The organism is Dysgonomonas sp. PF1-14 (assembly GCF_029892965.1).
Classification (GTDB): domain Bacteria; phylum Bacteroidota; class Bacteroidia; order Bacteroidales; family Dysgonomonadaceae; genus Dysgonomonas.
The window spans coordinates 30,073-44,431 of record NZ_JARXWN010000011.1 but is presented as its reverse complement, the minus strand read 5'-3'; the positions used below and the strand labels follow the sequence as shown (position 1 = coordinate 44,431).

11 protein-coding genes are annotated in these 14,359 nt (G+C 41.7%); 5 read left to right on the top strand and 6 right to left on the bottom strand.

All coding sequences use genetic code 11. The features are described 5' to 3' along the window. Window positions 1–4 precede the first annotated feature (4 nt). Both M2448_RS13485 and M2448_RS13480 read left to right on the top strand, forming a co-directional pair. Window positions 5–295, top strand: a complete 291-nt coding sequence (locus M2448_RS13485) for an HU family DNA-binding protein (protein ID WP_280646505.1) — start codon at window positions 5–7, stop codon at window positions 293–295. Continuing rightward, window positions 288–1,664, top strand: coding sequence for an HU family DNA-binding protein (locus tag M2448_RS13480; protein ID WP_280646504.1), 1,377 nt, complete (start codon window positions 288–290; stop codon window positions 1,662–1,664). Before M2448_RS13485 ends, M2448_RS13480 begins: the two co-directional genes overlap by 8 nt. Here the strand turns inward: M2448_RS13480 and M2448_RS13475 are convergent, their stop codons facing one another. The 5 genes from M2448_RS13475 to M2448_RS13455 form a co-directional block, all read right to left on the bottom strand. Beyond that, the gene (locus tag M2448_RS13475; RefSeq protein WP_280646503.1) at window positions 1,665–2,477 is read right to left on the bottom strand and encodes a LicD family protein; all 813 of its coding nucleotides are present in this window, start codon (window positions 2,475–2,477) and stop codon (window positions 1,665–1,667) included. It abuts the gene before it with no gap. A gap of 11 nt (window positions 2,478–2,488) precedes the next feature. Then, window positions 2,489–3,451 (bottom strand): glycosyltransferase family 2 protein, encoded by a 963-nt coding sequence (locus M2448_RS13470; RefSeq protein WP_280646502.1) that lies wholly within the window; start codon window positions 3,449–3,451, stop codon window positions 2,489–2,491. A 64-nt stretch (window positions 3,452–3,515) separates the two neighbouring features. After that, the gene (locus M2448_RS13465) at window positions 3,516–4,391 is read right to left on the bottom strand and encodes an alpha-1,2-fucosyltransferase (RefSeq protein WP_280646501.1); all 876 of its coding nucleotides are present in this window, start codon (window positions 4,389–4,391) and stop codon (window positions 3,516–3,518) included. Window positions 4,392–4,548: 157 nt separating this feature from the next. Next, window positions 4,549–5,325: a DUF268 domain-containing protein gene (locus tag M2448_RS13460; protein WP_280646500.1), complete on the bottom strand. Its 777-nt coding sequence runs from the start codon at window positions 5,323–5,325 to the stop codon at window positions 4,549–4,551. A 4-nt stretch (window positions 5,326–5,329) separates the two neighbouring features. Continuing rightward, window positions 5,330–6,772 (bottom strand): lipopolysaccharide biosynthesis protein, encoded by a 1,443-nt coding sequence (locus tag M2448_RS13455; RefSeq protein ID WP_280646499.1) that lies wholly within the window; start codon window positions 6,770–6,772, stop codon window positions 5,330–5,332. Window positions 6,773–7,183: 411 nt separating this feature from the next. Here M2448_RS13455 and M2448_RS13450 point away from each other — a divergent pair, with 411 nt between their 5' ends. The 3 genes from M2448_RS13450 to M2448_RS13440 all read left to right on the top strand — a co-directional run bounded on the left by M2448_RS13450 (window position 7,184) and on the right by M2448_RS13440 (window position 12,771). Next, on the top strand, window positions 7,184–7,756 hold the full coding sequence (locus M2448_RS13450) for a phBC6A51 family helix-turn-helix protein (protein WP_280646498.1): 573 nt from the start codon (window positions 7,184–7,186) through the stop codon (window positions 7,754–7,756). 878 nt (window positions 7,757–8,634) lie between these two features. Then, window positions 8,635–12,093, top strand: coding sequence for a DUF2723 domain-containing protein (locus M2448_RS13445; protein WP_280646497.1), 3,459 nt, complete (start codon window positions 8,635–8,637; stop codon window positions 12,091–12,093). Between the two features lie 66 nt (window positions 12,094–12,159). Next, on the top strand, window positions 12,160–12,771 hold the full coding sequence (locus M2448_RS13440) for a polysaccharide deacetylase family protein (protein ID WP_280646496.1): 612 nt from the start codon (window positions 12,160–12,162) through the stop codon (window positions 12,769–12,771). Window positions 12,772–12,781: 10 nt separating this feature from the next. Here M2448_RS13440 and M2448_RS13435 read toward each other — a convergent pair whose 3' ends face one another. Further along, on the bottom strand, window positions 12,782–14,272 hold the full coding sequence (locus M2448_RS13435; protein WP_280646495.1) for a DUF6377 domain-containing protein: 1,491 nt from the start codon (window positions 14,270–14,272) through the stop codon (window positions 12,782–12,784). Window positions 14,273–14,359: the final 87 nt, after the last annotated feature.

Sequence of the window (14,359 nt, the reverse complement as noted above, 5' to 3'; positions counted from 1 at the left end):
TCCTATGACAAATCAGGAATTGATAGCAGCACTGGCGAAACGCATGGGATGGACTCAGAAGCAGACTTCTGAAGTTCTGGAATCTGCCGTTTCCATTATCAATAACAATCTGGAAGAGAGTAACTCTGTAAATATACAGGGATTCGGCTTGTTTGAAACAAAGAAAAAAGGTGAACGCATATCCGTAAACCCTGTTTCGAAACAGCGGTTTCTGGTTCCTCCAAAAATTTCTCTGGCGTTCCGTCCCGGACAGACAATAAAAGATAACCTTAAAAAACTGGAAGTAAATGAATGAGCGGCTTAGTCTTCAGGATTTAATTGATCTTCTGGCAAAGAAACAGGATCTGACAAAAAAGGATGCCGAAACCTTCCTTCGGGAATTGTTTACGATAGTCTCGGAAACAATAGAGCAAAACGAATCGGTAAAGATAAAGGATTTCGGTACGTTTAAGCTTGTGAAAGTCAATGCGCGTAAAAGCGTAGATGTAAATACAGGTGAAGCTATCGAGATAGCTGCACATTATAAGCTCAGCTTTACCCCTGACAAGTCACTTAAAGAAGCTATTAACCGCCCGTTCGCACACTTCGAAAGCGTGGTACTCGAAGAGGGTGTTTCTTTTGATAATATAGAGCTAAGTGCTGAAACAAATGCTGTAGAGGCGGAGGATGATGCAGACGAAGCAGAATCGTTTGCCGGTGATGAAATACTGATAGGGCAAGCTGTAGAAGAGGTACTGAGAGAAGAAGAGATAGAGATAACAGAAGCCGAATCTGCCAAAGAAGACAACTCTACCGAAAAAGAAAGTATAGTTGCTCCGGCAGAAGAACAAATCCTTACTGCTCATAATACAGAGGAATTACAGGAACAGGATAAGGAGGAAGAGACAGCCGATCCCCAAAAACAGGAAGAGACAATAAACGAACACAATGTTCCGCAAGGCATCATTAATAAGATAGAGGAAGAAGCCCTGCTGAAAAATGTTGATAAAGAAAACATTGTGCTGGTCGTTACCGAACACGAGGAAGAGACAGAAGAGGAGTTGTTGGAAAGGAAACGGAAAAAGTCAAATCGCCGAAAATATATTTCTCTGGGCTTTTTTATATTCCTTATCATTGCCGGTTTTGCCGTAGGAGCATTGTATTTTCAGGAGATTGCACGATTTCTTACCACCGGCCCTGACGGAAAAAGCCCTAAGGCTGTAGTAGCCGATAATAATAAGCCTCAGGATAATAATACCATCATTGCAGATAGTTTGTCGTCAACAGCGCAGAGAACAGATTCGTCAACAGCAGCTAAACCTGTGCAGCAGAAGCCACAGGTGGCAACACCAAAAGCTGAAACGACTCAGCCTGTACCGCAGCAGGAAAAAACGTCGGCACCTCCTGCGTCATCAACAAGTACGACTGCACCACTGACTACGGTAACAATAAGTCCGGGACATACGTTACGCAATATCGCGTTGGAACATTATGGCCACAAGTCGTTCTGGGTATATATCTACGAAGACAATAAGAATGCGATAAAGAATCCGAACAATGTACCGTTGGGAACTAAACTTGTACTCCCTAATCCGGCAAAATACGGTATAGACCCTAAGAATAAAGAATCGGTAGATAAGGCTAAGGCTAAAGAATCTCAGTTGTTTACCAGTCTGGCACAGTAGTCAGAGATATTCTACTTTAAGAAAATGCTGAGGGCGTCCGCTTTCGGGAGGTATTATTGTATAATCACATTTATATTGTGAATACAGATAGTTGTGCGGATTGTGTGGTGCAGAGAATTCCATTCCTTCAAATTTGATATGGTTTACAGGTAGTATGTCTGCCGTCTTTTGCGCATGGCGGGCATTTATGCCATAGCTATACACCAGCGAATCGGGTTTTGTAATGGCACAAACGGCTCTAGCTAAGGCAACTAAAACGATACTGACAGGGTATAGAACAAGTGAGGTGCCATACTCGAAAAAATAACGACCGGAATGGAATGGCTGACCTCTTTTTATTCTTCTGAATGCCCTGCCATAGAGATTATCTAATGCCTTCTTCATCCACATATAGCTTCTTTCTACAGGGGCGATATCTATATAAAACCCTTTCACTTCGTACCGCGATGTATCTTCGTCTTTCATATATACGATAGAATTGCGATCCCTGACCTTCGAGAAAAGAAGAGTGTAATGCTTATTCTTGGGTGTTTGCAGATACAGGTGTGCAGGTAATTCCTCCGGTAGTATTTTCAACAGCTTCTTGTAGTCTGAGCGTAGCATTTCTATATCTATGTCATCGTCCCAGGGGATAAATCCGTCATGCACCACTGCACCCAGAAGCGTACCACCACTAAGCCAGTAGGGAAGCCCATACTTGTCGCAGATAGCCGTCACCGTTTTGAGTATCTCAAGCATTTTCAATTGCAGTGATCTCAATTCCGATCCGTCCGGATTATATATTTTCCTTAATTCTTCTGTCTGTGGGTGCATCAGATTTTATATTATAACCGCTCGCGCAGCATTTTTAGTAATAATCGGTATCCTTTCATATTCAGCTTTACCGGTAAAGATAAAGCTTTGAGGTAAGATTTTTGTCCTTTGCAGGCAAATATCCATCTGAAAGCGATTATAGCCAATAAAGTAGTATCATCATATTTGTTGCTTTGGGTCGCTGCTTCGGATATTTTCTTTAACCACACTCTTATCTGTTGCAACAGTTGTTTTGATGGCAGATAGGAGATTGTTTTGTCGCGGATCACCGAATGCAACGTAAGTTCTTCATCCGAAGCATTTACGCCGATATAGCTAAGCTCTCGTTTGTAAATATTTTTTACAAGATTGTCCAATTGTTCTTTCTTCGATTTGCTGATATTGGTATTGTGCCAACGGTAGCGGGTAAGATGTACGGGCAGATTTTTTAGTTTATATAGTCTGGATAACCTGCACCACAACTCGTAATCTTCTGCCAATGGATAATCTTTATCGTAAGGGTGGCCGAGCAATATTTTTCTACGGATCATAATACTCGATTGCACGAATGTGTTGATGAATAACAGCGAACACCTGATCTCTTCATCCGAAACGGGCATATTTATTTTTTTTATCCTGTTACCATTCACATCTATCATATGGCTCCATGTACCACATAATCCGTAATGGGAATTGTTGTCGAGAAAATCGACTTGCTGATGCAGCCTTTCGGGCATGGATATATCGTCACTGTCCAGAAAAGCAATGTATTCGCCTGTAGCTAATCCGATCAGTTTATTGCGGGTGTAAATAAGTCCTTTGTTGCCATCATTCCGGAAATACCGGATTCTCGGATCGGTGTACGAACGAATAATTTCGTCGCTGGAGTCTGTAGATCCGTCATTGATGATAATCAGCTCCCAGTCCTCAAGAGTCTGAGCGAGAATACTATCTATGGCTTCGGCAAGATATTGCGAAGCATTATAAACTGGCATCAAAACGGAAACTTTAATCATTTTAGTTACGAGTTACGAGTTACAAGTTCATTGTAATTCATAATTACATTTTTCTCCATCCTTCGGGATAGAAATTATCCAATAGTGCATTCTTCTTATTGTCCTGAAACCATTTTTCGGGAGCGATCACAATCTTTTCAGTATTTGCATTGAGCCATGCTCCCCACCAACTGAAGCTACTGTTGGCTATAATATTGTGTTTACAGAGACTCATCAACTGCATATCTATGTAGCTGTCGCTTCCCTTGTTCCAGTCGATAAACGTCACCGGATAACCGGCAAAACTGATATTTCCCCTTACCCTGTCGTGATCGTCCGAAAACACGAAGAATTCCGGAGTCTTCACATTCTCTGCTATTGCTTTTATTGCTTTTTCATAATAACAGCTATCGCAGGTAATGAAGTTTGCCGATGCACTTTTGTTTGAAAGGTAATCACCTCTGCGAATATGTACAGAAACGGAATTTATCCTCTTTAATCTCTCTGATAAAGAAAGATTGCTGTCAGCCAATGGTTTTCTGAACGTGAAATCGCGCCGTATATCAGATGCTATATTATTGAAATACCTCTCATTCTGAAAATACCCCGACATTGTAATATTCCCTTTCATAGTCTCTATCACAGGCTGGTAAAGAATTGCGTACGTATCGGTAAGGAATCCGAATTTCTGAAAAAATGCCCTGTGCTGTTGCACATATGGACGCAGTTTTATAAGGCATTTACCTCGCAGTGATGATACGAGTGGTACATCTATATTGAAGATATCGAGCTCGTATGCTCTGGCTGTCGCCTGTGTTTTTTTAGTCAGACTGTAAGTGTCGATGCGCAAAGAGGTATCGAGACGTTTTGCCAGTGCTTTTGCCGCAGCATACTGAAACATCTGATTCCCCAATCCTCCCGATAATAACAGTGTGACCATTTGTTGTATTATATTTGATGCAATATCAGTATGAGTAGGGGCAAAAAATCTTTCGCCCGCTGATAATTTCGGGCGAAAGATTTTTCGCCCCTACAGACTCTCACCGGAGATATTACGTTAATTCTCATCATTTATTTAATAAGAAATTTGAAAAACCTTATTTCTTTTCCAGAATAAATATACCACAACCATATTTACAACCGCAGTTGTTATTTATTTTTTCTTCATCCAGTTTTATATTGCGATGTATATCACCCTTGTCGTCTACAAAAGAAAAAGACTGCAAGGTGTATTTATCGTTGAAATAATCGAGCAGATACCGTATAGAAAAAACACGGTGAGCATTGAACTCCACACGCTGAGGCCCGATGGGTACCGAGAAATAAAATGTACCGCCCGTAGCCAATATGTCATAGATATTATTCAAGCCTTTCAGGTGTCCGTCCACATCTATAGGATCTCCGTACCTGCCCAGTCCGAAATGTTCGACAGCATGCAGAGACGAAACCGAATCACTGTAACCTTTCAGCTTGTCGCCTATCGGGTTCATCATATCGGCTTGTACAAACTTGATATTGGGCAGTGTGTTGCTAAGTGTGCGTATGTCTATCACCTCTATTTCCCTGTATGAAGCTACATGGGCTACAAAACCGGCTATACGGGAACCTATATCTACATGCCTGCGTGGATTGGCTTTGAAAAGTTCCTGTGCCACAAAGAAATCCTGATGAAAATAATGCCCTGAGGCATACCCTCCTTCTTCGTTTTTGTCGGTCAGACAGGGATAGTTTCCGGCCAGAGGGAAGGGATTATTTTTCTCCTTTACCTGCTTTCTAAATTCCTTTCGGGTGCGTCTGTACCAAGGTATTGCCGAGAGACTACGGATAATGCGTCGCGGATAAAATCCGAATATGAGCTGTATTGATTTTAGCATATATTTATTTAAGAGACTGCTTTATAAAATCTATTGTTTCCTGAATAATTACCGATCCCAGTATTTTAACTATCAGCAAATATAAGCAACTTCCGGCAATCAGCGGAATCAGCAACAGGAGATATATGTTTTCTATACCGATTTTGTACAGGAACAAGAAAGGCAGGAAAGATACTATAGCAATACCCATATAGGGTGTTATATCCATTAATGCCTCTTTCAGTGTATAGGCAATTGTTTTTCCGGAAAAATATATTCCTGTAAAGAAGGATACCACATTTACCAGACTGATTCCGCCAACCAAGCCCAACACTCCGTACCGGAAAGTAAGCAATATAGATAGCAGGAGTAATATATTTCTGAATATTTCTATCTTGAGCAGTAGCCCCGAACGTCCTTTGTATTGCAGCAATGAGCCTACCAGTCCGTATAGTGGATAGAATGCCCCTCCGATAGCGAGTATTTGCAGTATAGGGATTACATCGCTCCACTCAGGAGGCAGGTATATAGATACAATCGGCTTAGCCAGTGTAATAAATGACAAAGCTACCGGAAACGAAATGAAAGCCGTAATGCGTATGATCTTTCGGTATATTCTTTTCCCCCGTTGATTGTCTTCTCCTATATTGGATAGCAAAGGATACGCTACGCTTTTTATACCATCGCTTATCACAGATTGAGGTATACTGCTGAGCTTCACACCTTGCCCATAGGCAGCGACCTGTGCGAACGAGAATTTTTTACCGATGATCAACGGGAATATATTGGCGCAAATCTGGTTGAGCAGGGAGGTCAACAGTAGTTTCAGGCTGAAAGAGGACATCTCTTTAATGTGGATAAATGAAGCTCCTGCAACAGGTCTCCATTTAACAAATATCCACAGCAGCAGGCTTCTTATAAAACTTTGCATCACCTGTTGGGCAGCAAGGCTCCATACGCCGAAGCCATTATAAGCCAATGCGATGGCAATCAGTCCGGATATAATACCTGCCAGAAGTGTAATGCGGGTATTAATCTTAAAATTCAGGCTTTTTATCAGATGAACATTCTGAATAATGCCAAAGGAGTTGAATACAAAAGCCAGAAAAATAAAGCGGGATAAATCGGTGAGTACAGGTTTTCCGTAAAAACTGCTGATAAGCGGCGCACAAAAGAAGAAGAGAATATATAAGCCCAGACTGACCGATATGTTGAAATAGAAAACAGATGAATATTCCTGAGGCTGAACTTCCTTTTTTCGGATTAGTGCCGAAGAGAAGCCGCTCTCCTGCAATATGTTGGCTATAGCAGTGAATATGGCCAGAACCGTTACCAGCCCGAACTCTTCTTTTATAACCAGACGAGCCAGTATGTACACAAAAACAAACTGGATCACCTGTTGCCCGCCCTTATCGACAAAGCTCCAGAATAATGCCAAGCCTGTTTTTCTTTTTAGAGAATCTGCCATTCGTTATCTCGTTATCGGCTACAAAGGTATTAAAATACACTGACTTTTAGAGATCGGTGGTGTGTAATGTTTGTAAAGGACGATATCTTGCTCATATAGACTTCCGGTCTGTGTGTTATGTAACAAAAGATCACTTGCCTCTCGGGAAAGACAGGACAGGATGTACGATCAGTGAGAATCATTGATCTTTCAATTGCCTCTACTTTTAATTAAGAGGTGGAATAAGAATATATGAACGAAAGGCTTTATCTAAGCCATTTTTAGCTAAAGCTATTCTTCAGGCTACTTTAACCTACGCTTCAAAAGGCGTGGCAACCTCTACTGGAGGCAATGGTTTTACTTTCCTTTTTATCACTTTCCCGGAACTTTATCTATACCTGAAAAGTATAAACCAATAAATTTTTTGAAATTATGAAATACTCAGACCGTTTAGTTGAAAAAATGATCCGCCTGATAGAAGAAGATACCTACACCATCACCGAAATATGCGAAGCCCTGAAGATCAGCCGACACACCTACTATGAATGGCGGAACACCAAGCCCGACTTTCGCCGTAAGATAGACGAAGCCATAGACCGCCGCGACGATGCACTGGTTGTCATTGCCCGCCGGTCTCTGAAACAAAAACTCGAAGGCTGTGTACTCACCGAAGAACGCTGTGTGTATGAACCCGCCAGAAGCAACTCGGAAGTACAAATACTAAAAACCCGTACCGTCCGTAAGAAACAATGTCCGCCCGACCTGCGCGCCATCAAATACGTGCTCGACCGCAACGACAAACGCCGCGAAGCCGACAACAGCCCTTCACGCCGTCCGATGATCATCAATGTACCCGACCAGCATACAGCCGACATGCTGCGTGCGATGGATGAGCCCGACTACTGGGATAAGCGTCAGAAGATGATAGACGAGAAATATGCTCCCGGCGGCATCTGGTCTGATAAAGAAAAGGTTGACGAGACCGCCTATAAGAAGGATGAATAACAGCCCCTGCCGACCTCTCCAAAGGGCAGGCTTGTTAAGTTCTAATTTCTTTTTAGTAACTGTTTAAATTTGATTGGCAATTTTATTTTGCATTAAGTAATACATAATATTTATTGTCGTTTTCAATTCTGTAGGGGCCAAAGAATAATCAGAAGCAGTTATATGAAATGTTTTCGGTCAAATTTAAACAGTTACTTAATCAGTTGGCCCCACTTTTAAGTGGAGGAATAAGGTAGATCATTACGAAATGGCTTTAGCCAAAACAGATTTTGACTAAAGTCGTTTTAGGTATTACCTCCAATCCACCTTAAAAGGCGTGGCAACATGTAGAGCTTAAAAACAGCCCTGCCTCAGAGGGAAGCGACAAAGAGAGCAATTAGGATATAAAAAAAGGGAATGCTATAGGGGCGAACCCGCAAGGGATGCCCTGACAAAAGCCGATTATAAACTAGCAGGCTAGAAACATCGCTCAGCGAAACAGAGTGTAACTAAAACTAAGAGCCTGTTTAAATTTTACCAAAACATTTTGTTATCGTTCTTTTTTCGTTCATTTTCAGTCTCTTTTTGTCCGATTTTCCCCTTTCTTCAGCTTGAATAGCCCGCTATTCGCGCTTCAGATAAGAAAAAATCATTCCAAAAATAGTGCTGAAAACCTAAACGAATAAAATTTAAACAGGCTCTTAAGACTAATAAATTTGTGAAGAATGTCAGGTTTTAGTTAAAATTTCGACCCTGACATTTTAAGAAGTTTTTTAATTTAAAAAGTAAAAACAAAGCGAGGTGAAACAATACTTTCAGCCTTTTAACTATCTTTGCACCCAAATATATAAAAAACAACAGCTTAATTAAGCAATTTAATATTATACACCTGTTGCATTATGAAAAAATATAACCTGATAAACAACATTTTCGGTTGGTTCAGTTTTGCTGTGGCTGCGGTCGTTTACCTGATGACTATAGAGCCTACAGCCAGCTTCTGGGATTGTGGAGAGTTTATCACATCGGCATACAAACTCGAAGTAGGACACCCGCCGGGCGCTCCGTTTTTTATGTTAACAGGTAAATTTTTCTCACTGTTTGCATCCGATCCCAGCCAGGTGGCAATGATGGTGAATGCCATGTCGGGGATATTGAGTGCATTGACAATACTGTTTCTGTTCTGGACTATAACACATCTTGCAAAGAAACTCATATATACCGATACTGAAAAAGAAATGACTCTTGGTCAGACAATCGCTATCATCGGTAGTGGTCTGATCGGTGCACTTACATATACCTTTACCGATACATTCTGGTTCTCGGCCGTAGAGGGTGAAGTTTACGCCTACTCGTCCATGTTTACAGCCCTTGTATTCTGGCTGATACTGAAATGGGAAAACAGAGCCGACCAGCCGGGTTCGGACAAATGGCTGGTGCTGATAGCCTACGCAATGGGATTGTCTATCGGAGTCCATCTGCTGAACCTACTTTGTATTCCGGCAATAGGACTGGTATATTATTTCAAGAAAGCAAAAGACATCGACCTGAAAGGTACAGTGATAGCATTAGTAGTGTCAGTATTCCTCATTGTTGTGCTGATGTACGGTATCATACCGGGATTTACAAGAGTAGGCGGCTGGTTCGAAATGCTGTTTGTAAACTCTTTAGGAATGTCGTACAATAGCGGATCGCTTGTGTACATCCTATTAGTAGTGCTTGCCATTGCATGGGGATTATACGAAACGTTATCGCCAAAAGGCGATATGAACCGCGCTAAAATTGCCTTTATCTTTTGTATGTCGCTAGGGGGCGTAATTTTCATCGGAGACAATGCTCTATTGTGGATTGTCCTGTTCATCGCTCTTGCAGCATTTCTTTTTGTTTACAAAGGCGTTAATGTCAGATTTCTGAATACAACTATACTTTGCCTGATGGTTATCCTTATCGGATATTCGTCATTTGCACTGATACCGATACGCTCTATAGCTAATACTCCGATGGATCAGAACTCACCGGAGAATGTGTTTACACTGGCAAGTTACCTCAACCGCGAGCAGTATGGCGACAGACCATTGTTTTATGGTAAAACTTATGCTTCGAGCGAACTCAGAAACAACGAAGGCAGACTGGAAGCACCGGTAAGTGAAAAGAAGACTTACGACAAAGTGGTGAAGAAATCACCTGATCAGAAAGACGAGTATGTTGTAACCGGAACGATCCCGACTTACGGATACGACAAAACGATGTTTATGCCTCGTATGTACTCGACCGAAAGAAGACATGTTATGGGATATCAGATATGGGCAGGAATCAAAGACACTTCTGTGGCTCCTACCATGATGGAAAATCTGAGATTCTTCTTCGATTATCAGCTCAACTTTATGTACTTCCGCTATTTCATGTGGAACTTCTCGGGCCGCCAGAACGATGTACAATCGGTCGGAAACCTGAGCAACGGTAACTGGATTACAGGTATCAGTTTCGTAGACGAACTACTGGGACGCGGGCCTCAAGGTAATCTGCCGCCCGATATAGCCGAGAACAAAGGTCACAATAAATATTATATGCTCCCGCTGATTCTGGGTATTCTGGGTATTGCATTCCAGCTGACAAGGGGTAAGAAAGGTGAGCAACAATTCCTTGTTACCTTTATGCTGTTCTTTATGACAGGTATAGCCATCATCGTGTACCTCAACCAGCAACCATTCGAGCCGCGCGAACGCGACTATGCTTATGCCGGATCGTTCTATGCATTCTGTATATGGATAGGGTTCGGAGTTGCATTCGTCTGGAATCTGTTGAAAAAGGTATTGCCGGAGATACCTGCGGCGGCTGTAGCCACAGTGGTTACACTCTTTATCCCTATACAGATGGCAAGTCAGAACTGGGACGATCACGACCGTTCGGGCAGATATACAATGCGCGACTTCGGACAGAACTATCTGCGTGGTTGCGAGCCTAACAGTATATTGTTTACAATGGGTGACAACGATACATTCCCGTTGTGGTATGCACAGGAAGTAGAAGGTTTCCGCACCGATGTACGTGTAACCAACCTCAGCTACCTGCAAACAGACTGGTATGTAGACCAGATGCGCCGTCAGGCTTACGACTCGCCTCCTCTGCCTATCGAATGGGAAGAAGACCGTTATCAGGGATCGAAAGGCCAATCGGCATACGTATTGTCGAAAAAAGATATAGAGAGCGTTATCATGAGGGAATTCAGAGGCTCGAACGAAAATATGCTGAGCCGTATAAACTTCAATGATTTTTATGACGTCAAAGCGTTTAAAGACACCATGCTTCTGGACGATGTACTGGATATACTGAGAACAAAAGACAACTATGCTCCGCGTAATCCTTGGATCGACAAAGGCGTGGTGGTTCCGAGCAGTATTTTCAAAATGCCTATCGATACAGCCAAAGTAGACTGGAAGGCTCTGGGTGCAAAACCTCAGACTGAGATGGTATTTAACATGGGCGACAATAAAGGCGGCATCTACAGACAGGAGATCATGATACTGGAAATGCTGAACAACATAAATAAGGATGACTGGAAACGCCCTATGTATTACGCCATCACTATTGGCGAGGCTCCTCTGCAACTGATAGACCAGTCGATGCTGGAGGGTATCAACTACCGCATTACTCCGGGCATCATAGACAGTACTGCTGTAAATGTAGATGCGTCGTTCGACAATCTGGTGAACAAATATAAATGGGGGGGGATCGAAAATCCGAAGGTATATCTGGATGAAAATAACCTGAGAATGTGCCGCACATTCAGAATGATGTTCTCTTACCTGATTACAGCCTTACTGGAAAAAGGTGATAACGAACGTGCATTAATAGCTCTCGACAGATGTGTCGAAGTGCTTCCGGGTAATACAGTGCCCAGAGGTGGAGAGTCTATTACATTTGCCGATGCTTATTATCAGCTCGGACACCCTGAGAAAGGACAGAAAATAATAGACGAAATCCTATACAGGGCAGATGGAAGCCTGCAATGGTATGCCAGCATGAGGCAAAGCGATATGACCAGCTGTAGCAACGACATCCGGGAGCTGACCAATATGAAGATACAAATATTGGATATATATCGCCGCTACGACAGGGCTAAGTATAAAGCCTTTATGGACAACATCTTCAACCAGACAGAAGTGTTTATGAACAACAGGGTTAGCTTCGGGGATAGAAGCCATCCACTCGACCATCTGATGCAGATGACAATGAGGGGCGCTATCCTGAGTCAAGACTCGGCCATAAAGAAAGAAGATGAGGCATTGATGGAGCGTACTGCCGGATTGATGCAGAAATATAACCCCGAACTATTACAGAAATATTACAATACTAAATAAAGTATATAGGACAATGGATCTTAACGGGAAAACCTATTGAGATCCATTGCTTTATAATGGTTTGTTATGTTTATAGAACAACCTCCTAAATTGTATAGACTGCTCTTTCCCGGAGCATATTGGAGAAAACCTGTAGAGGGCGAAAAGACAGTTTATCTGACATTTGATGACGGCCCCATACCCGAAGTAACACCTTGGGTACTGGACTTGCTGGATAAATATGGCATAAAAGCGACATTCTTCTGTGTAGGCGACAATGTACGGAAGCATCCCGACATTTATAAGATGGTGCTCGACAGGGGACATCGTGTAGGCAATCATACCTTCAACCATGTACAGGGTGTCCGCAAATTCTCGAAGCGGTATATAGATAATACTTTCAAAGCATCCGATTATATAGAGTCTGATATGTTTCGTCCGCCACACGGACACATGCGGATAACTCAGTTCTTTGCTCTTCGCAGACATTACAAGATCATCATGTGGGATGTGGTGACCCGCGACTACAGTAAGCGGCAAACGCCGGAAAAGGTTTTCGGGAATGTAAAAAAATATACCCGCGACGGGTCTATCATTGTATTCCACGACTCACTAAAAGCTGAGGTGAACATGAAGTATGCCCTGCCTAAGAGTATAGAATGGCTCAAGGAACAAGGCTACACTTTTAAGTTATTGTGAAAGGAGGAAATTACATTATCTCCCCTATCTCCTGTACATATTTCTCAAAGTTATTCCTGTCTACTACAGAGTTGTTCTTGATCTTATTCCTGTAATTGTATACGGTTTGCGGCGAGAAGTGCAGAAGTGATGCTATTTTGGAACTGTCGCATATACCTAGTTTTATTAAAGCGAATACACGTAGTTCGGAGTTTAGAAGTTCACCCTTTTTCAGCTTAACTTTCCCTTTGTCGGAAAGCAGTCTGTTAAATTTTTCCAGAAAATCGGGGTAAAGCCTTAGAAAGGCATTGTCAAAAATCTGTAAGAATGAGTTTTGTACAGACTGTACTGATTCAGATGTATCACTCATTGAATAGAGATCATCAATCTGTTTAGCCAGTATCTTCCTTTTTACAGTTTCCCTGAATGAGTCCATCTTATTAAGGTATGAAGAGCTCAGGTCAATAAAAAGACTGATAGATTCTTCCCTGACCCGGTTTGCGCTTTGCAGCCTATCGTTTAGTTTATTTAACTCTTCATTCAGAGCATGCAGATTCTTCTTATTCTTCTTTACTATTTGTACTTGTCTGTACACATATACCAACAGTCCTATCAAAGCCAGAAACAGAATACTTATTGTCACCAATGATGCACGCAAATTACGATTCTTATTCTCACCTACCAATTGGTACGCCTTGATGATGACAGGCATATTCTGAGCCACCTGTACAGTACGTAACCGATTGTTATAGAAGTTAGCGTCCTCCATCGAATAGTTGATGTACTGATATGCGCGGGATAATTCTTCGGGGTTGTTTTGCGATAGAAAGACAGCCAGCCTTTGCAGAGCTATGTTCTCCTTCAATGCACATATCTGATCGGATATTGCAGCCAGTATAAGGTATTTTTCATAATCGCCATAGTTTCCCTGCAATCTATTTATAGAGGCCAAGTTACTACATACAATAGCATGCGACCTTACATTTTCAGGCAGCTCGTTCAGTAAATTAAGAAGTACCTCCTTCGCTTCTTCCAGCCGGTAATCCTTAAATAGTTTATATCCGTTGTAGTATGCTTGCATAGTAGAACCTTCAGGCAGCAAGCTATATACAGAATCTATATATGTTCGTTCTATTTTTTCATATTGAGGAGCAAATATACTGTCGTTTGAATAACTTTTCGCGATATAGTATATACCTTCCATAGTTTCGTAGTAGGTAAGGAGTAACGAACTGTCTAATTTTGCACGGTCCAGTTGAGAAATATTAACCATTGATTCATTGATCAGGCCGGCTGTCGATAGTAATTTGGATATATATATTCTGCTCTCGTCTTTATAATTGTTGTTTGCGAGCCGATCTGCAATTTCCCTATTTTTGCTTATATAATATATGGCTGAGTCATATTTGTACGTATAATATTCTTTGAATATTTGCTTATTGATATTATATTCATCATTTAATGTTATACCTTTTTTTATCAATCTCTTCAGGCTATCTATTCTGGACTCTTTTATATCCATATATACATGGCGTCGGGAAATTTCTTTATCAAGAGTTCTAAGGAGATCTGATCCTCTTGAATGAAAATTGAAAGATCCGAATATAAA

Bases quoted from the DNA above. Each gene is read 5' to 3' on its own strand.
- M2448_RS13475 (WP_280646503.1), bottom strand. From the start codon at position 2,477: ATGCACCCACAGACAGAAGAATTAAGGAAAATATATAATCCGGACGGA.
- M2448_RS13460 (WP_280646500.1), bottom strand. From the start codon at position 5,325: ATGCTAAAATCAATACAGCTCATATTCGGATTTTATCCGCGACGCATT.
- M2448_RS13465 (WP_280646501.1), bottom strand. From the start codon at position 4,391: ATGGTCACACTGTTATTATCGGGAGGATTGGGGAATCAGATGTTTCAG.
- M2448_RS13435 (WP_280646495.1), bottom strand. From the start codon at position 14,272: ATGGATATAAAAGAGTCCAGAATAGATAGCCTGAAGAGATTGATAAAA.
- M2448_RS13455 (WP_280646499.1), bottom strand. From the start codon at position 6,772: ATGGCAGATTCTCTAAAAAGAAAAACAGGCTTGGCATTATTCTGGAGC.
- M2448_RS13480 (WP_280646504.1), top strand. From the start codon at position 288: ATGAATGAGCGGCTTAGTCTTCAGGATTTAATTGATCTTCTGGCAAAG.
- M2448_RS13445 (WP_280646497.1), top strand. From the start codon at position 8,635: ATGAAAAAATATAACCTGATAAACAACATTTTCGGTTGGTTCAGTTTT.
- M2448_RS13440 (WP_280646496.1), top strand. From the start codon at position 12,160: ATGTTTATAGAACAACCTCCTAAATTGTATAGACTGCTCTTTCCCGGA.
- M2448_RS13450 (WP_280646498.1), top strand. From the start codon at position 7,184: ATGAAATACTCAGACCGTTTAGTTGAAAAAATGATCCGCCTGATAGAA.
- M2448_RS13470 (WP_280646502.1), bottom strand. From the start codon at position 3,451: ATGCCAGTTTATAATGCTTCGCAATATCTTGCCGAAGCCATAGATAGT.
- M2448_RS13485 (WP_280646505.1), top strand. From the start codon at position 5: ATGACAAATCAGGAATTGATAGCAGCACTGGCGAAACGCATGGGATGG.